Below are 20,379 nucleotides of genomic sequence, written 5' to 3' on the forward strand. Positions count from 1 at the left end.
GGGAGACGTCAAAAGAATATGGCAAAATTATTATTTCGACTCGGTGAGTGGTCGGTAAGAAAAAGGAAAATGGTGATCGCAGGAGGATTGATGCTTTTACTGCTTGTGGCCGCCTTGGGTCTTGGCTTGGGAACGTCCTTTACAGGAGAGATGACCATTCCGGGAACCAAATCGGAACAGGCTGGAATCATATTGAATGAAGAATTTCCATCCTCCGGTGATGGTGGACAGATCAGGTTAGTGTTCAAGTCTGAAAAGGCAACACTGGAATCGGAATCGAACAAAAAATGGATTACAGAAGCATTAAAAGTGGTTCAATCGGATTCATCGGTGACATCCATCGTCAGTCCGTATGACGCCGGTACGTTAAGCGCAGACAAGAAGATTGGTTATGCTGATGTTACATACAGTCAGCCAGCCAATGAAGTAACAGAGACTTCCAAAGAACATGTTCTTGGTGTCGTAGAGAGACTGCAGGATCGTGGAATTCAAACGGAACTTGCAGGGAGTGTAGCTTTTTCGGAGCTTGAGATAGGAGGTACTTCTGAAGTCATCGGGGTTCTGATTGCGTTCATGATCCTTGCTTTCACATTCACATCGTTTCTCGCAGCAGGATTACCGATCCTAACCGCAGTTGTAGGACTCGGTATAGGCATGATGATTATCGTTATTGGCTCAAATGTAGTTTCTATGGCTTCATTCTCCATTACACTGGCTGTTATGCTGGCCTTGGCTGTAGGGATCGATTATGCTCTGTTCATCATGTCAAGGTATCGTCAACAACTGGCAGCAGGATTTGAGCGAAATACAGCCATTGCTCAAGCCAATGCAACAGCAGGTAGCTCCGTCGTCTTTGCAGGAATAACCGTTATTATCGCCCTGGTTGGTTTGTCGGTCGTACAGATTCCATTCATAACCATGATGGGATTGGCGGCAGCTGTAAGTGTATTCGTAGCAGTATTAATTGCTGTCATTTTTGTTCCTGCCGTATTGGCAGTTGCAGGAGATCGAATTAGTCCGGCACGGGAGAACAAATGGCTGCGGAAATGGTCTGGTCCCAAAAAAGCAGAGGGAACAGAGAATCGTTGGGGCAAGATTGTAACACGCAAACCTTGGCTCACTGCCATCCTGTGTATCGTTTTATTGACGGTTTGTACTATCCCGTTCCTGCATATGCAACTCGGCCTGCCGGATAGCGGATTAAAATCCACGGAGACAACCGAGCGTCGAGGGTATGACCTGCTTGCAGAAGGCTTTGGAGAAGGATTTAATGGTCAACTGGTTGTAGTTGCTAGAACAGCAAAAACGGAAGATCCACAAGCGGATATTGCCAAAGCAACTTCATATATCAAAAATCTGCCTGATGTGGCAAGTGTCAATCCTTTAATTCCGAGTCCTTCCGGGAAGGCCGCAATCATTACGGTGTTACCGAAGACAGGCCCTCATGATATCAAAACGACCGAATTGGTCCAAACTATTCGTGCGGAAGCGGAACAGGTGATGAAAGATAATAACGTCGAAATTATGGTTACCGGGGGAACGGCAGTCAATATTGATATCTCCGAGAAACTCGACGAAGCATTGCCGAAATTTGCAATATTGATTGTAGGTCTCGCCTTCGTGTTGCTCATGCTGGTTTTCCGATCCATTCTGGTTCCAATCAAAGCCGTACTTGGATTCCTGTTCACCCTTGGGTCAACCCTGGGCGTCATCGTTTTGGTCATTCAAGATGGCTATCTGGCAAATTTCTTTGGCATCCCCGAACCAGGGCCGGTACTGAGCTTCCTGCCAATTCTGGTTACAGGTATTCTCTTCGGACTTGCTATGGACTACGAAGTATTTTTGGTAAGCCGCATGAGAGAGGATTATAACCATACGGGAGATGCAGTGAAATCAATACGAAGTGGTATTACTCATAGTGGTCCTGTTGTAACTGCCGCAGGATTGATTATGATCGCCGTCTTTGCGAGCTTTATCTTTGCCGGAGATGCCATGATCAAATCCATGGGACTCGCACTTGCCTTTGGTATTTTGGTAGATGCATTCATCGTTCGGATGACGCTTGTCCCGGCGGTGATGACCCTGTTAGGGCGAAGCGCCTGGTATTTGCCGAAGTGGCTGGATCGAATTCTTCCTAATATTGATGTGGAGGGAGAATCCGTGATGAAGGATACTCATTCTATCGATACCTCCATTTCATCGAAAAAAGATGAAGAATCGGAAAGTTCAACTTTGATGAGTAAAGAGAAATCAGGTTAGGGGGAGGCGTAGCATGTCGAAAGTACGCATTTTTGCAGATAGTATCTCGGATGTCCCACAGGATTGGATGGACCAATATAATATCGGAATTGTACCTTTATATATTGTTTTTCAGGACAAGTCCTATGTTGATCGAAAAGAAATCAATGCAAAAGACATGTACAATTTGGTTGAGATATACGACCAATTGCCGAAGACAGCTGCACCTCCGCCTGCAGATTTCATTCAAGTGTTCCGTCCGGTCATCGAGAACGGAGAGGATATACTGTTTATCAGTATGTCCTCTCATCTATCATCGACGTATCAGAACGCCATGGTGGCGGCAAGAGAGTTCCCCGCAGGACGGGTAACGGTTGTAGATTCACTGAATGTATCCGCCGGGACAGCCATGAATGTACTTTTAGCAGCGGAAATGGCTTCAGAAGGAAAAAGTGCCCTTGCGATCGCCGAATGGCTTGAGACAGCGCGGCATGAAATCCAGTTAAATGTGCTCGTTGATAATCTCGATTATCTTCACAAGGGAGGCAGGGTTAGCAGCATTCAACATATGCTAGGAAGTATGCTTCGAATTCGTCCCATTTTATATGTTAGACATGGAAAGGTGCTTTCCGGAGTGAAATACAGGGGAAGCAAGGAGAGAATTGTTAAGAAACTTTTACAGGATATTTTGAGCCATATCCATCGCATTGATCACGACCAGATTATTATTGCCCAGACACTGGAAGAGGAAACTGCGGAGTGGATACGTAACATGATTCTAGAAGAGACCTCTGTTCGCAATGTACACATCATCGAAGGCGGCTGCTCCATATGCTCTCACAGTGGTCCTCATAGTCTGGCAATCAGTTTTATCCTGAAGTCGGAGCCTCTTGTTCAGGCTCTCAAATGATCAAGGAACAGTTTTTTTAGGATATTGAACTGCTGCACTTCATTTACTTGGGTCTGGAATGCATCAATACCGTTCAACATCGCCATCTTTTTGGAAAAGTTTCCAAACACATTAATCATGGTATTAATGGTTTCACGAGTATTGCCATCCGTCCGCAAGGACCCGTCCTGTTCACCAAGTTCCGCAAGCTCGGTAAACAGGGTAATCAGTTTATTATAATTGGCCTGATAGATTTCCATATCATCCAGAGGAAGCTTCGACATGGAGACGTAACATTCGAATGCCTCAATTAATTTCGAGTTCCGTTGATGTTCCGCCTGTTGGAAGAAAATAAGTGTATCAAAGATTCTTTCCAGCTTGTCATAACAGGTTCCTTGATCGTGTAGAATACCCTTGAACACTTCGATCTCGGATTGAACAATTTCGGAAGCGACCGCAACAATTAACTGTTCTTTTTTGGGGAAATAACGGAATATGGTAGCGACGCCCAAGCTCGCCTCAGCGGCGATCTCCTGCATCGTTGCTTGTTCGAAACCTTTATTGAAAAAAACGATTTGAGCTGCTTCAATAATACTTGTGCGCCGCTTCAATTTTAGATCGCTGCGCTCGTTTTCAAGCCTTTGCCGGGGTTCTATTGGAAAAACCTCCTTGTTCGATTTAACTCAGACTATGCTAACAAACATGACACTTTTCTGTCAATTAAAAATCAATAATGCCTCATACATCAAAATTCAAGTGATGTATGAGGCATTTTGTATAGACTTTATTATTCAAGTTCTCGATCATTTGTGGGAAGGGACCAGTGAATTCTCACCCGCATACCGCCGAGTGGACTTTGATCCAATTGGATACCTGAATGAACAGGATCATGAATACGCAGACGTTCAGTGATGTTCCATAGGGCACAACCTATGGTATCTACAGGAGGTTCGGCAAGTCTAACCATAAGGGAGTTGATCTCGTCAAGTGTCATCCCTTTTCCATCATCTTCAACAGTAAGAAGGATACCTCGTTCGGTCCGTTCTACCTTAACCTGTATATAACCTGAATCACGCTTCATTTCAATTCCGTGGATAATACTGTTTTCCACCAGAGGCTGGACAAGCAGCTTTGGAATTGGAATAGAACTGAGATCATCGGGCAGGTCGATATGATAGGAGAGTCGTTCCATACGCAGACATTGAATTTCAAGATAATTCCGGACGATACCCAGTTCTTTTTCCAAACGGGTCATCGGTTCATTCAGGCGGGTCGTATATCTGAAATACTCCGCAAGATTCTGGGTCATGGCCGTAACGGCTTCCTCGTTGCCAAGTCGCGTCATGTTATTGATGAAAAACAGGCAATTATAAAGGAAATGCGGATTGATTTGAGCCTGCAACTGCTTGAGCACAGCTTCTCGTGCTATGATTTTTTCTTTATATACTTTCTCGATCAAGTCTTCGATCTGTTCGGCCATGTCATTGAACTGTCCATACAAATAATCAAATTCATTGCCGCTCTGCCTCTTAATCCGATAAGAGAATTCAGCATGCTTCAGCAGTCGAACTCCCTTCAGAAGAACCAGTATAGGAATCTGAACTTTCCGAAAGAGAACAATGATAATTGTCAACCCTGCCATAAATAGCATTACACAGGCGGAGTAGAACCAGATTTGGCTGGTTTTAATGGATTGCAACACCTTATCCAGAGGCATAAAGTCAATAAGATACCATTCAAGTTGTTGCGAATACACATAGTTGACGATATAGTCAGAACCGTTAACGGAGACTGTCTCGGTACCGGAAGCAGGCTTAAGATTAGTGACGACTTGGTCTAAAATAAGGGAGGTCAAGGGATTCGCGTTTTTGCGAGTAATGGATCCCTGATTCGGATGATAGAATACGGCCTCATTCTCTCCCTGATGTGAGTTTTCTACAAGTTCCTCCAGATTGCCCCGAGGGAACTCCATTCGCATAATTAGCTCGGAATTCGTCTTGTATTTATAAAATGCCCCTGAAACAGGATCGATTTTCCACCCTGACTGTGGTGAATCATTCTCAGGAGACCGCATCTGATTTTCCGAAGATACAATCCATTGATTGAGGAGGATGGAGTAGATGGATATTTTGTTACTCCATCCTTCCGAAAGACTTTGAAGTTTCACTCTGGCCTCAACATTCTGAATGAGCTGAACTTGCTCAAATGCACTCATGACGTCGATCGATTGAAGGAGAGCAATTGTATTATCCGTTTCCAGTGTAATGGCAAGCATATTTAACCGATCTATGTTCTGGTCGAGTGTATTTACTACAAATTGAACCCGATTAAGGTTGTTGGCCTCAATATCTTTTTTGACTGTATCCAAGCTGGACTGGACAGAGAAGGTGTACATGATTAATACTGCTGCAAGCATAATCAAAGTAATTGCCACCATGTTCAGGAATGTTCTGTACTTCTGCTTCACACCGTTATTCCCCCTGCCAATGATGTAAATATATCTCATTGTAGGGCGGCTAAAGGAGAAACACAAGTGAAACAAAGAGTAATAGAAGTGTAAGTTAAGATTGAAGTATGGAATGTTGAAATAGCGTTATTTCGATCCCATACTTGTCACGATATGATTAAGATGAAATAGATGAAGGAGAATTTTGAATATGAGCTGGAGGAAAAAATCCCTGCTTCTGTCCGTCCTTTGTTTGGCTCTATTGACGGCATGTGATGAAACAACTCCCCAACAGGAACCTGTTAAACATGAGGTTGTCCTAACCACCGTGAAGATGGATGAACCAACCACCGTATACAAAAACAGCGAAACGGCGTCCGATAACGTACATATACGTTGGGCCAAGAAGACATTGGGGGTGGATATTCGCACACAATGGAGTGCTCCGGTGGAGGATTACGATATGAAGCTTAGATTAATGTTGTCTTCCGATGACCCACTTCCTGATGTATTTTCATCTAAAGTCATGGATACGACGAATCAGTTCCTGACTTCAGGAAAGGTATTGGATGCAGGGGAAGCCTTTGATCAATACGCCTCTCCCACCTGGAAAGCGGCTGTGGCTGAAGTTCCTGAAGCCTGGCAACCGTTCACTGAAAATGGGAAAAGAATGGCAATCCCCATTATTACTGAACAAGCTTCACAAGCTGTACTATGGATCCGTAAAGATTGGCTGGATAAACTGGGACTTAAAGCCCCGCGTAATCTGGATGAACTTGAACAAATCATGAAAACCTTTACTTATGATGATCCGGATGGGAATGGGATAAAAGATACCTACGGCATTGATTTTGCCATCAAGGATCAGTATCTGGCTTCCCCAACAGGAGATATCTCATGGGTATTCGGGGCTTATGGAGCCCTTCCTGAAATATGGGGAAAAGACGATAAGGAACAGTTGATGTACGGCAGCATTCAACCGGAGATCAAAAAAGCACTGTTGAGACTGAAAACATGGCAAAGCAAAGGATATATGGGAAACAACGTTGCATTACAAGATTTCAGTCAAGTTAACGAAAACGTAATTGCCGGCAAGGTCGGAATTGTTGCAGGACCACGATGGTTTGCTGACTATCCGGTGAAGCAGCTCAAAGCCAGAGATTCTCAGGCAGAATTTATTCCTTATCCGATTCCGATGGGCCCGGATGGTACAGCTGGAAGACTGGCGGGCAATTCTTACAGTGCTGCTCTCCTTATTAGCAAAGACATTTCTGAAGAAGCGTTACAGGCATTTTTTAAATACCAGAACTATTTATATGAAGCAACTGTAACCGATGATCCGTTCTTTCTTAGCGCCTATCAAAACGGGTATGACTATGTTCTGAAGCAGGATGGATCTGTTAACAGTGAGAGCAGTACAATTCCGGGGGGGAAAGTAAATACCTCCAAATATACATTGTTTAGCCAATACGCAAGCTACCCCTCACGATTTAAAGACGCCATTTTAAAACTAGGCAAGGGTGAACAACTGAATGCTTATGATCGAGCCGTCTTTTTCAGCATGGGGGTAGACCCGAACAACCCGGATGAGTTGCCGGTTACACAGGCAGACGTTGTTGAGGCAACTCAGGAAAAAATAGACCAACGAAACCTGTTTCAAGGACCGGCGACGAAAATAATGCGATCAAGGAACACCTATCTGCAAAAGATGGAGTTGGATACCTTTAATTCTATTATTTATGGCGAGCAGCCTATAGAGGCTTTTGATGATTTTGTTAAGAAGTGGCTCAAATCTGGCGGAAAACAAATGACGGACGAAGTGAACGAGTGGTACAGGTCAATCCAATCTCAATAATGCAGAACAAAGTTGTGAGAACGTATTCAACGATAATGGAGGGTAAAGTCATGAAAATCACAAATTTAAAAACAAATCATGTATCCAATCCGTTAGGATTCGCAATAGAATATCCAAGCTTGTCTTATGTTGTTACGGAGACTACGGCAACTAAACAGATTGCTGCACAAATAGAAATAGCGCTGGACGAAGCCTTCATTAACATCGTTTTTGACAGTGATATAAAAGAGGACATTGATTCACTCGCATATATACCGTCTCTGACGTTAGCTCCAAGGACCCGATATTACTGGAGAGTTCGGGTATGGAACGAACGTGGTGAAGATGCCATCAGTGAGACAGCCTGGTTTGAAACCGCAAAGCAGGAAGAGGCGTGGACAGCTCAGTGGATTACCCCTGAACTGGACAGTTCAGTCCATCCTGTCTTGAAAAGAAGCTTCGAAATTGCGGGTTCAGTGGTACAAGCCCGTGCCTACGTATGTGGTCTGGGTGTATACGAGATGACGCTTAATGGCGCCAAGGTTGGAGATGAATATTTGGCTCCCCATTATAATGCCTATCACAAGTGGTTGCAGTATCAGACATACGATATTACAGATATGCTACAGCTTGGTACAAACACGGTTGATGTAGGCCTCGGGAACGGTTGGTACAAAGGTCGCTTTGGCTTTGAAGGCGATACAACAGGGGAGCTGTATGGAGACCATTTTGCACTGATTTCCGAAATCATTATTACCTATACAGATGGTACCGAAGTCGTATTTAAAACAGATACGTCCTGGCGAGCTACCCGCTCCCAGGTGTTGGATAGTAACATCTATGATGGAGAAATTTATGATGCTACTCTGGATGTTTCTGAGGAATACCCAGTCAAAGAAACGAATCTAGGCTACGAGCGTCTGATGGCTAGAAAGAGTCTCCCCGTTGTGATCAAGGAAACATTAAAACCGATCGAGGTCCTCACCACCCCAGCTGGGGAGACCGTCATTGATATGGGACAAAACATGGTCGGCTGGCTGCAATTTCGCATTCAGGCACCGCGTGGATCAGTCATCCATTTACAATATGGCGAAGTTCTTCAGGATGGTCATTTCTATCGGGAGAACCTCAGATCGGCCAAGGCGGAATACACCTATACATCAGATGGCAATGAGGCCATCGTTCGACCCTACTATACGTTCTACGGCTTCAGATATATCAAAGTAGAGGGTTGGGTTGGTGAGCTGGATCTGAACGATTTCACTGGATGTGTTGTTTATTCGGATATGGACCGCATCGGATATATGGAGACAAGCCATCCAGGGATCAACCGTTTATATGAGAATGCACTATGGGGTCAAAAAGGGAATTTCCTGGATACACCTACGGATTGTCCGCAACGGGATGAACGAATGGGCTGGACAGGTGACGCACAGGTCTTCTCAGGTACGGCTAATTTCAACATGGATACCTACGCTTTTTTCAATAAATATGGCTATGATCTATGGATGGAGCAGGAGGATCGGGACGGTATGGTCCCTATGGTTATTCCAGTTGGGAGAGTGCAGGGCGGTGGGTCTAGTGCCTGGGGCGATGCAGCCACCATTATTCCATGGAACAGTTACGTTCACTCTGGAGACAAGGGGATTCTTGAGCAACAGTTCGACAGCATGAAGGCATGGGTGGACTTCATCAAGCGTAACGATGACGAATCAGGCGGCAAACGACTGTGGACAGTAGGTTTCCATTTTGGTGACTGGCTTGCGCTGGACGGGGATAATCCCGATTCTCCAATGGGTGGAACGGATACTCATTTTGTGGCTTCAGCGTATTACGCATATTCAGCAGATATTGTAGCGAAGGCAGCCAAAGTTCTGGGGCATGGAGACATCGCGGAGACCTATGCGCAACTGGCACTAGAGGTTAGAGCAGCGATAAAGGATGAATTCTTTACTAGCAATGGACGTCTCGCTGTAGATACGCAGACGGCATATGCGGTAGCCTTGTTTATGAATCTGGTGCCTGAACAATACACTACGCGGATCGAGGAAGACATCCGCATGCGTCTGCGCAAGGACCAGAACCATCTGCGAACAGGCTTTGTGGGAACACCCTATCTGAACCGGGTTCTGTCCGAGCATGGAAGCAACGACATTGCATACACACTGCTGCTTAATGATGATTATCCAAGCTGGCTGTATGCGGTCAATATGGGGGCGACAACGATCTGGGAGCGCTGGAACTCTATTCTTCCGGACGGGAAAATCAGCGAAGATGGCATGAACTCCCTCAATCATTATGCTTATGGAGCAGTTGTGGAATGGATGTATCGGAATATGGCAGGAATCAACCCTGTTGAGGACAAGCCGGGATTCCGTCACGCATTATTGGCACCTCTGCCTGATTTTAGAATCCAATGGGTAAAAGCTCATGTAGATACAGCAGCGGGGCGGTACAAGAGTGAATGGCGATTCGACGAGCAAGGTCATCTGTTCTTCAGCTTCTCCATACCGTTCAATGCAACAGCTACGATAAAACTACCACATGCTCAAATGGAGAATGTGACCCTGAACGGTGTTATCCTTACCGATTCCGGATTACCTGTCACACAGGAAGAAGAGAATACCGTAATTGAAGTGAGTAGTGGTACGTATGAAGTAAGCTATGCTCCATCCAAAGCATACAAGAAAATTCTTAGCACACACACTCCACTCAATGACTTGCTTCGTAATGAGGGAGGCCGCGAAGCTTTAAGTGGATTTTCACCAGTTTTTGCTACGTTGAATCCAGAAACCATTGGGCCAATGGGAGAAGCGAGTATACGTGAATTGGCCAGTTATCCATCCTTCAGCGCACCTGAAGAACAGTTGGATGAACTTGATCGCAAGTTGGCGATGGTTCAGATTGACCAGTGAGTGTAGCAGGGTACGTCAGATTCCAAAATTTGAAAGTCGTATTCGATAATGATAGAATTGATATTGTATTGATATCAAAACTATCATATATTCGGGAGGCGTTGTAATGTTTACCAATGGCAACAAGGGACATTCGAAGTCGGGAGTTGATTTTCTTGATCAATCGTTTATAAATAATCCCTTTCCGGTCTACAAGGAGCTGCGAAACGAAGATCCAGTGCATCGGTTTCCTTTGCCCAGTGGTCACTTTGCATGGATGATTACTCGCTACGAAGACGCCGTAGGGATCTTGCAGGATAAACGCTTTGTGACGAACCCTCCGTTCATGGGAAATGTTGAGGGGTCAGCTCCGCCACATCAAGAGATCATTTCTCGTAATTTGCTTAGTGTGAATCCGGAGGATCACCGCCGTCTACGGAGATTGATACAGAAAGCTTTTACACCCCGTATGATTGAGCGCCTGCGCGGTAGAATTGTAGAAATAAGCGATGAATTGCTTGACAAGGTACTGGCGAGTGGAAAAAGGGAACTGGATCTGATCGAAGATTATGCTTTTCCCCTTCCGATCATGGTTATATGTGAAATGTTGGGGGTTCCTCTAGAGGATCAGGACAAATTCCAGGAGTGGTCCAATACCATCATGGAGGGATTCAACAATCCACATATGAACGAGAAGAGCGATGAGGTCATGAAGGCATTCGTAGACTATCTGCATGTGTTGATCACAGAAAGACGCCAACATCTTCAGGAAGACCTGATTAGCGACCTTATCAGCGTGGAGGAGGAGGGAGATGTTCTTTCGGAGCAGGAACTATATGCCCTTGTCTTCGTTCTAATCATTGCAGGCCATGAAACAACCGTGAATCTGATCGGGAACGGTATGCTGGCGTTGCTGGATAACCCGGAGCAGAAGCAATTGCTCTTAAATGATCCTGAATTGATTCATCCAGCCCTGGAAGAGATCCTTCGGTATAACGGACCGGCTGAAGTGAGCAACATACGCTGGGCCACTGAAGATGCAAAGTATGGCGGAAAACATATTCGACAAGGGGATATGCTTTTTGTTTCGTTTTCATCTGCAAATCGTGATCCACAGCAGTTCCCGGAGCCGGATACGTTTGATATTACACGTAAGGTGAATAATCATATTGCCTTTGGAAAGGGCATACATTTCTGTCTTGGAGCACCCTTAGCGAGACTGGAAGGGGAGATTGCTATTCATGCGTTACTGCGTAAAATGCCTGATATTCGTCTGAACACAACAGAGGAATCATTGGAATGGCGCCCAGGCATGATTATTCGCGGATTAAAAGACTTCCCGGTTTCATTCTGATTTACATTAAATGAGAAACGTACTTATTCATATTGAATGAAGAGAAGCCACGATAATTGTGGCTTCTTTTTTTATAAGGTACTCAACTCCGATATTGTATTTGGATTACGTTATTTCATCTTAACAACGCGTTATATCCGTATTCCTGTATGGATCTTACAATAAAGATATGAAAGCGAATTCATTACTTATCCATCAAGAGTATATCGGAGGGGAAAAGCTATGGGAGTTGCAGTAAATGACCAACACATCACATCTCACACAGACACACCTCATCAACCTCAACGTGAAATTCCGACTAAAAGACTGATCGGAGATTCCATGGGAATGTTTGGGCTGAACATTTCAAGCGGATTGCTGGGACTAATTACGTATTATTACACGGATGTTGTAGGTGTATCGGCAGCAATTGTAGGAACTGTTCTATTGGTTACCAAACTGCTTGATGCAGTTGCAGATGTGGGCATGGGCGTGCTCGTAGACCGGACTAAATCCAAGTATGGGCAAGCACGTCCGTGGCTACTCTGGATGAGCATTCCGATGTTTGTATCGTTGTTACTGTTATTTTCAGTTCCGGATATCAGCGTCACTGGTAAAATTGTATATGCCATTATAACAAATCTGGTATTTTATATTATGGTGTATACACCTACATTCATACCCTACTCAAGTTTGATGGCCCTGACTACACGCAACACCTATGAAAGATCTTTAATGGGTATTATCAGATCAAGTAGCGGTTATTTAGCAGGAATGGTTGTGGCGATTGCTTTTCTTCCTATTGTCAACGCTATGGGTGGTGGCAGAAGGGAATGGACTATATTAGCCGGTGTTTTCGCATTCATGGCCGCGGCAGGAATACTCATCGCCTTTTTCTCCAACAGAGAGAAATATAACAATGTACAATTGGATGAGCTTGGCGTTTTTCAGGAGAAAATTTCACTAGTCCAAGGTTTGAACATGTTGATCTCCAATAAATACTGGCTTTTGATGTTCACTGTTGGTACCTTTTCTCATATTTTGTTCGCATTAGGTGTCGCTGCAGGAACCTATTACGCCAAGTACATCTGGGGAGATGTGAATCTGGTTGCGATTATGGGAGGGATAGGTCTAATTCCGGTCGTGATCGGTTTTAGCTTGTCGGGACCCTTTATCAAAAAGTTTGGCAAACGCAACACAGCTCTTGGTGGTGTTATCATTGGTTTGATTGGAGCAACGGCCAGATTGATTGCACCCGAGAGTATTATGCTAGGACTTGTGTGTTCGATATTCCAAACCCTGGGTACGATTCCTCTCATGGCAGTTGGGGGAGCACTCACCACGGATACGATTGAATATGGAGAATGGAAGTTCCGTAAAAGAATAGTTGGGTTAACGAATAGTGTTAATGCCTTTGGCAACAAGGTGGGTACTGCTTTGGGAGCAGCCATGATTGGATGGTTGTTAGCCTTAGGCGGTTACGTGGAACAGGCGAGCGAGCAGGGGAATGCAGCTAAACAAGCTATTATTGCATTGAACATTTATGTACCTATTGTAGTAATGGCAGTGATTGCAATCTGTCTGTTCTTCTACAAACTGGATAAAGAATTCCCTAAAATCCTCAAAGATCTTGAAGAAAGAAGAACCGCCAAAATTTGAATTGAGAACGCTTCAATATGCTATTAATGAAAATAGCAGAAGAAGCACTGGAATGGATTCATTTCAATGAGAATTGCAAATTTCTACATTTAATGATATCTTAATAATCATATTGATAGCTATGCTATCAACTTAAATTTTACACACATCATGTATCGGAGGATGAAGAATAATGGCCTACAATGAAAATATTAAAATCGGGGATTTACTGAATAATGAAGAGGCGGTAGCAATTCTAACTAAACATCTACCCGAGTTTATTAACTCTCCTACATTTAAGATGGCTTCCAATTTCACACTAAATCAGTTGGTAGCGGTTCCTCAAGTGGATATTCCTGAAGCTACATTGGTAGCTTTAAAGAATGATTTGGCTGGTATTTCAATTGTGTCAGGAGAAACTCCGAAAACAAAACCTGCGGTTGCTGCAAACAAGCAATCTGATTCCCTGGCAGGGAAAGTCATTACAATCACGGGAGCAGGCAGTGGAATAGGAAGAGCAAGCGCCATTCTGATGGCAGCCAGAGGAGCCAAGCTGGTTCTGGTCGATTATAATACTGTAACAGGACAAGAGACACTGGAACTAGTAAAGGAGCAAGATGGCGAAGCCATTTTTGTACAAGCCGATGTTTCCAAAGAAGATGATGTCCAGAATTATATCCAGCAAGCTGTTGATACGTATGGAAAAATTGATGTAGCTTTTAATAACGCCGGAATCATCCAACAATTCCAAAGTTTCCATAGCATGAGCTTGGAAGACTTTAATCGAATCATCGATGTCAATCTGAAGGGCATATTCCTCGGAATGAAACATGCACTTCGAGTGATGGACGAACAAGGATACGGTCATGTCATTAATACTGCATCTACAACAGCCATTCGCGCTGAACACAGCTTGGCTGCTTATACAGCCAGCAAACACGGCGTTGCCGGTTTAACCAAGGCAGCTGCACTTGAATACGTCCGAAAAGGAATTCGAGTTAACGCGATCTGCCCTGGAGGAGTAGCTTCCGCTTTGACAGCTGCTGTTCCACAAATGCTGCAAGACAGCGGTTATATGCCAGAAGAGTTTCCTAATATGAGAATTGGACGGTATGCTGAACCAGAGGAACTCGCTGAAGTCGTTGCATTCCTGGCTTCGGACGGATCAAGCTATATGACAGGTTCCATTATCGTGGCTGATGGTGGCCTTACCCTTTAAGAATTCTAAATGGACACTAAATTAGAAATGATGAGATGGTTTAGAATGACTTCGAACTTATCTAGCCTTAGTCCATTTATAGAAATACTCCAAAAAGCCAAGCCCACAGTAAATCGAATGCTGAGTTCGATGCTATGGGCTTGGCTTTTCATATGGATATAGTGATAGTTAAGCACTCAACTCCGATTATTGGCGACGAAGAGCAAACAGCACCCCAACCAGGAAAAACAGATTCGTAGATAAATTGACCCTCAAGAGCAATGAATTTGATAAAATTGACTGCGTCTAAAAAAATGATTTATTATTTTATCAAGTGATAGAATATTGTATCAATTACAGGGTGGGAATTACTCAAATTGAAGAGGAGGAACGAATCATGTCAGCCTAAATGGAAGTATAGTCCACAGATATGATATGGAATAAGGGGGATGCTAAAAACTTAGAGAAAGATGGGCTAACTCTGTAAAGTTGAATATCACCATCCGCTTTCAAATAGGATGTAAAATGATCAGTTATTGACCATGCAGTCAATAACTGATATATTAATCCCATGAGCAGACCAAGAGAATTTGATGTCGATCGTGTATTACACCAGTCTATGGAAGTGTTCTGGAATCAAGGCTTCAAAGCAACTTCTTATGAGGACCTTACGCATACTACAGGAGTGAAAAAGCAAAGTTTGTACTGTGTTTTTAAAGACAAGCGATCGTTGTTCCTGAAGGCGCTGGCACTTTACCGTGAACAGGTTATAGCGAAACTGAAGGAGATTGAAGCCTTGGATTCGTCTCCCGGTGATAAATTGGATGCCTTACGATATTCCCTTTTAGACGATAAAACTAGCTGCCAAGGGTGTCTAATTGTGAATGCATCACTCGAATTCGGAACAGATGACGAGCAGGTCACACGCGAAGCTGAGCTTATGGTAGAAGAGGTTCAACTGGTATTAGAGAAGATCATACGTAGTGGCCAGGAACAACAGTTAATTACCAACCGGTATACGAGTATAGAGCTTGCATCTTATCTAAATAACACCATTCTTGGTGTGAGAGTTATGGAGAAATCAGGTTCATCCCGTGAACAGATCGAGACGGTTCTGCGTACGTCATTTGGCATGATCATGTCTTGATCTTTTTTTTGTGAAATTCTTGACTGCGAAGTCAAGAATTTGAAGGCGGATTAATACACCACGAAACCTTGAAGGAGGTGGGGCCGTCCGATAAAAATTGTGTATGATTCATTTGGAAGTAACGTCTAGCTGTTAACCAGGCTGGTTGCTGTTTAACATCTCCTAAGTCAACTTATATAAAACGAAATATATGGAGGTTATTATGAATTATTCTCAATCCGTAGAAGCATTGTTCCAACCGATAGAGTTAGGTCACTTGAAGTTATCCAATCGGATCGTGATGGCGCCGATGACGCGTCAATTTTCTCCAGACGGTATCCCGGGTTCGAATGTTGCTGGCTATTACCGCCGCAGAGCGGAGAACGCAGTGGGGCTTATTGTGACGGAAGGGACAATAATTAATCACCCGGATGCATCCAATCAAGCCAATGTGCCACACTTTTATGGCGAAGCTGCAATGAATGGCTGGGCACATGTTGTATCTGAAGTACATGAAGCTGGCGGTCGAATTATTCCACAGATCTGGCATATGGGAGCCAAAGGTCATGTGAATGATTATTCGGAAGCTGAGATTGCTACAATCGTTCAGGAATTCGCCCAAGCAGCCTCAGAAGCGAAACGCGTTGGGTTCGATGGTGTTGAAATCCATGGAGCACACGGCTATCTGATCGACCAATTCCTGTATGAGAAAACCAACTCTCGTACGGATCGTTACGGTGGAGATATGATGGCTCGCACACGTTTTGCAGTTGAAGTGATTGAGGCTTGCCGCAAAGTAGTCGGACCGGAATTCCCGATTGTACTGCGTTTATCTCAGTGGAAGACAGATGATTATCAGGCTAAACTGGCTGAAACACCGGAATTGCTGGAGCAGCTTCTCGCACCATTGGTTCAAGCTGGAGTCGATATCTTCCACTGTTCCACACGCCGTTTCTGGGAGCCGGAATTCGAAGGGTCTGATCTGAATTTTGCTGGATGGACCAAAAAACTGACTGGTAAACCGACAATCACCGTTGGATCAATTGGCCTTGATGGTGACTTTACAAGTCTGTTCACAGAAGGTAAAGGCGCAAGTAACGTCGGTATCGATGCATTGGTGCAACGACTTCAGAATGATGAGTTTGATCTGGTTGCTGTAGGACGTGCGCTTCTGGTTGACCCTGAATGGGCTAAGAAAATTCAAGAAGGACGTACCGATGATCTGGTTCCATTTACAAGAGAGGCGATGACCGTACTTACTTAATTGAAGTTATACTCATTGGGAATATGTATGTTATAAAGAAAAGCAGTGACAGACCAACGAAGCGGTTGGACTGACCCCATAACGTGAGACAAATCAAAACACCTTCAAGAGAATGAAACCTTGTCGTAAGATAGGGAGATCATCTTGGAGGTGTTTTCATATCTGAGGCTTGTGCATGGCTTGGAATTCTCAGCTTGTTTGATTTAGCGTACGTTTTTCGCGTTTTGTTGGCGGTCCCCCCAATGGGACATGCGAACTGCGTTTCTCAAGGACGGACGACTAGATATTATTTTCTAAAAGGGAGCTGCAAATACGACTCATACTGTCCGCCGCAGTGAATAATATGCTTACCATGATTTACCGGTGGTGCGGCAGGTGTCCCCGGCATTATGCCACCAACTTCATCCTTGGCGCTTACAATAAAGCGAAGTTGCTCTCCCGGATAAAGGAGCATTCCTATTGGGAACATCTCAATTTCAATCTCTACAATTTCACCCTTGTGGAGTTTTTCTTCACGATCAAAAGTATATGCAGGCACCTCATTCGTACTTTTTTCTTCATCAAGGTGTCTCATTGATACACGGAGACGACCATTGCTTCCTTTATATCTTAAAACACTTCCGCCGCGGTCTGTTAGATCATGCATCCTTGCAGTCATATTTGGAATTACAAACTGCTGAAGGTGATTACCATGTTTATCAAGCTTATAGAGATATACAAGTATATCCATATCATCGCTTCCATCAACTTCAACATATAGTTTTGCTTTAGGATAACCGACAAGTTCTGTCTTTTCCTCTGCTTTATAGAGGAATGATGCCTGTGCAAGAGATGCCTCACTGTCATACATTGCAGGTATATCTGTTTGTCCAAGTGTTTCTGAAAGAGTACGAGTAACTCCATTAAGATACATCTTCTTGTACACCGTTCCTTCTGGTGGGAACGTTCTAGCCTCAATGCCCTCATAATGTCCACCTTCAAAATCATGAAGCGCATACCGCACCACAGGTGTTTTCTCCCAGCCATTATCTATTCCCTTTAGGAAATGGTCGAAGAATTTAAGGCGGTCTTCCTGCTGTTCTTCCTTGTAGAAATCCGGCCATTCCTGATTGTCATGGATACGAAGCCATTTGTTTTCCTTTGGCATATTTCTCCAAGCACGAAATGTGCCTGGAGTGTGCAATGTATTGCTGTAACTTGCTACAACATATGCAGGGCAAGTTATATTCTCGAATTTAGCAATTTTATCCTCCCATAAGTCGCAGTTGGCAAATGGATATTTAAGCCCTTCATCATGTACATCTTCTCTCCTAACAGGTTCACCGGCATGTACATGGTTAACCTGCAGACGAGATGCAAAGTTTACATCAAGTATACCACCGCGACGAATGAGGTCACGATAAGCATCTCCCAAGCCTTCCTCCGGATTTATTGCTGCAAGGTGAGGCGGCTGTTCAGCAGCAATGAACCACTGGGAAAACGCAAGATACGAAGTACCGCTTGTAGCGACCTTTCCGTTACACCATTCCTGTTCTGCAAGCCATTCTATCAGATCATAGCAGTCACGAGCCTCTTGTGTACCAATCATATATATATCGCCTTCCGAATGTGCAATTCCTCTCGGATCAGGATTGCAAACTGCATAACCATGATTGCACCAGTAAGCGGGGTCACTGCCTTCGAACTTATGAAGACCTGAAAGTTCGGAATCAGGTATACCAATCATACCAAAAAGATTTGTGTATCTTGGGGCTGTACCGGCTGCCTTTCCATAAGGACTCCAAGAAATAATAACAGGAACCTTTTCTGCTCCAGAGGGGCGGAAAACATCAGTGTAGATGGTAACACCATCTCTAAGTTTTACCGGTACATCTTTTTCTAAAATCACATCACACGGCAATGGCATAAAACGTTGATCTACTTGATAGCCTTTCTTTAGCTCCACTGTACCCGGGTTAAATTGGCTCAGTATACCGTGCTCAACTCCATCGTCGATATATTCAAATGATGGGTTGAATAACATCATTTCTTTTACTTTATCCATAGTTTCTTTCTCCTTAAAATTTAATTATTTAGGCAATTGCGAAATCATTGAATTCATTGATTTAAAGAAATTGCATTCTTTGATTTATTGTAAAATTTTCTCTACGTTAGTTGATATCGTCCCCGTTCATCAAAACGTTATTCGCATTTTAGAGAACCTCGTTTGGGGTAGCCGAAGAAATGTATGGAACCCATAAGTACCCTTAAGCTCAAAACAGTATTTTCAACTTTGCATGAAAACTCCGCTTATTTTATATCGAATTTTGCTTGGTTTTATATCCGTTTGAATTTTGCCTGTATTCCCTCCTAGATGATAAGTTCTAATAAATGAACAACCTGTTGTTTATTACAATTCAAATTATAAAATTGGAGAAGTCCATGTTCAATAATTAAAAATGGCAAATGTGTTGGTTACGGAACACCTTTAATCATTGTGTTGGATAAAATTAAGGAGGAATTTACTTGCGTAATATTAACCCTGATTTACGTGTCATTCGGACAAAAGAATCCATTCGACAAGCACAGATTTACGTCCGTAAAGGTATACCTTTATGGACGGCAGAGAACGGAAAAATAATATTAGACTGATGATGCCTCATTAAGCTAGGCAGGATAACACAACAACGGGAAGAATACATTTAAGGAGATGTATGAGGACATACCTTTTAGTGAATTCAATTGCGAAAGCTGGACGATGGAAGAAATACTCAAAACGTAATTATGAAATTTATACTCCAGAACAAGAAAAGCAATGGGGAACCTTGGTTATCTTGATGCGCTAAAATATTTAGCTATCGGGAAACGATAGTTAGTAAAAGCAAACTAGCTGCCGATCATTATGGTCGGCTGTTTTGTTAAGTTAACAGGACACGCAGGTTAGACATAGGATGAAAGTATTACTATACTTCAATTTATAAGCCTTATTATGTATCTCTCTTCACCGTTTGACAGTTGCAGTGGAATATGACGATGCAGTCAAAGGTGCCTTTGTTTAGTCTACAACTTTATTTTCCGAGTCTAATATTTTATTTTATTTGAAGACAAGGAAAAAATCCTTTTACAAACATTGTCAGTGCGTTATAATACAATCACCAGGTGGATTACCCAACAAAAAAAAGTTGAATATTGTGATTAATCACTAAAGTCTACCATGTATATTTAGGTTGGGTTATCTCCTTTTCGCTCGTCATAATCTTGAGCCGCTTATTACATAATAAATATCGGAGGTATTGTTATGGTCAAGAAGAAAATTTCCACAGCCCTCAGCGCAGCTTTAATCGTTTCTATGCTGGCTACTGGCGTAATAGTCGCTATCCAAGGTCAGACAACGTTAGAAGTAGCGAAGTCAGCAGGGGATAAAAAGGTTGAAGTTATTAAATAGTTAATGAAAAAATTCAGACCTAGATGAAGTAAGAATAGAAAAATAAATTATTAAAGAATCGTGTTGAGGGACAAGAACATAATCCCATTGGATGT

General features: G+C 43.4%; 13 protein-coding genes. 10 read left to right on the forward strand and 3 right to left on the reverse strand.

Annotated features, from left to right (window positions below):
- Nucleotides 1–18: 18 nt before the first annotated feature.
- Nucleotides 19–2,259, forward strand: a complete 2,241-nt coding sequence (locus BMW94_RS05905) for an MMPL family transporter (RefSeq protein ID WP_090995676.1) — start codon at nucleotides 19–21, stop codon at nucleotides 2,257–2,259.
- 13 nt (nucleotides 2,260–2,272) lie between these two features.
- The gene (locus BMW94_RS05910; protein ID WP_090995679.1) at nucleotides 2,273–3,148 is read left to right on the forward strand and encodes a DegV family protein; all 876 of its coding nucleotides are present in this window, start codon (nucleotides 2,273–2,275) and stop codon (nucleotides 3,146–3,148) included.
- On the opposite strand, the gene BMW94_RS05915 is transcribed toward BMW94_RS05910, so the two are convergent.
- A complete protein-coding gene (locus tag BMW94_RS05915) occupies nucleotides 3,133–3,738 on the reverse strand; it encodes a TetR/AcrR family transcriptional regulator (RefSeq protein ID WP_175480592.1) in 606 nt (201 codons plus the stop codon). The two genes, BMW94_RS05910 and BMW94_RS05915, sit on opposite strands and share 16 nt — an antisense overlap.
- Before the next feature lie 176 nt (nucleotides 3,739–3,914).
- A complete protein-coding gene (locus tag BMW94_RS05920) occupies nucleotides 3,915–5,594 on the reverse strand; it encodes a sensor histidine kinase (RefSeq protein WP_175480593.1) in 1,680 nt (559 codons plus the stop codon).
- 190 nt (nucleotides 5,595–5,784) lie between these two features.
- Between BMW94_RS05920 and BMW94_RS05925 the strand changes: the two genes are divergently transcribed.
- The 7 genes from BMW94_RS05925 (at nucleotide 5,785) to BMW94_RS05955 (ending at nucleotide 16,860) form a co-directional block, all read left to right on the forward strand.
- Nucleotides 5,785–7,428 carry a type 2 periplasmic-binding domain-containing protein gene (locus BMW94_RS05925; RefSeq protein WP_090995689.1) on the forward strand — a complete coding sequence of 548 codons (1,644 nt, stop codon included), beginning with the start codon at nucleotides 5,785–5,787 and terminating at the stop codon, nucleotides 7,426–7,428.
- Nucleotides 7,429–7,478: 50 nt separating this feature from the next.
- Complete coding sequence (locus tag BMW94_RS05930) at nucleotides 7,479–10,322, forward strand: alpha-L-rhamnosidase (RefSeq protein WP_090995692.1); 2,844 nt, start codon at nucleotides 7,479–7,481, stop codon at nucleotides 10,320–10,322.
- Nucleotides 10,323–10,428: 106 nt separating this feature from the next.
- Nucleotides 10,429–11,655: a cytochrome P450 family protein gene (locus tag BMW94_RS05935; RefSeq protein WP_090995695.1), complete on the forward strand. Its 1,227-nt coding sequence runs from the start codon at nucleotides 10,429–10,431 to the stop codon at nucleotides 11,653–11,655.
- Nucleotides 11,656–11,877: 222 nt separating this feature from the next.
- Entirely contained in the window at nucleotides 11,878–13,293 is a 1,416-nt protein-coding gene (locus BMW94_RS05940; RefSeq protein ID WP_090995698.1) for an MFS transporter, read from the forward strand.
- 445 nt (nucleotides 13,294–13,738) lie between these two features.
- Entirely contained in the window at nucleotides 13,739–14,491 is a 753-nt protein-coding gene (locus BMW94_RS05945; RefSeq protein ID WP_254790147.1) for an SDR family NAD(P)-dependent oxidoreductase, read from the forward strand.
- A gap of 550 nt (nucleotides 14,492–15,041) precedes the next feature.
- On the forward strand, nucleotides 15,042–15,617 hold the full coding sequence (locus BMW94_RS05950; protein ID WP_090995701.1) for a TetR/AcrR family transcriptional regulator: 576 nt from the start codon (nucleotides 15,042–15,044) through the stop codon (nucleotides 15,615–15,617).
- Between the two features lie 202 nt (nucleotides 15,618–15,819).
- Nucleotides 15,820–16,860 carry an NADH:flavin oxidoreductase gene (locus tag BMW94_RS05955; RefSeq protein WP_175480594.1) on the forward strand — a complete coding sequence of 347 codons (1,041 nt, stop codon included), beginning with the start codon at nucleotides 15,820–15,822 and terminating at the stop codon, nucleotides 16,858–16,860.
- A 286-nt stretch (nucleotides 16,861–17,146) separates the two neighbouring features.
- Here BMW94_RS05955 and BMW94_RS05960 read toward each other — a convergent pair whose 3' ends face one another.
- Entirely contained in the window at nucleotides 17,147–18,904 is a 1,758-nt protein-coding gene (locus tag BMW94_RS05960) for a CocE/NonD family hydrolase (RefSeq protein ID WP_090995705.1), read from the reverse strand.
- Nucleotides 18,905–20,137: 1,233 nt separating this feature from the next.
- Here BMW94_RS05960 and BMW94_RS30390 point away from each other — a divergent pair.
- Nucleotides 20,138–20,284 carry a hypothetical protein gene (locus BMW94_RS30390; protein ID WP_175480595.1) on the forward strand — a complete coding sequence of 49 codons (147 nt, stop codon included), beginning with the start codon at nucleotides 20,138–20,140 and terminating at the stop codon, nucleotides 20,282–20,284.
- Nucleotides 20,285–20,379 lie beyond the last annotated feature (95 nt).

Origin of the sequence: Paenibacillus sp. OK003 (genome assembly GCF_900109515.1) — a bacterium.
GTDB lineage: Bacteria > Bacillota > Bacilli > Paenibacillales > Paenibacillaceae > Paenibacillus > Paenibacillus marchantiae.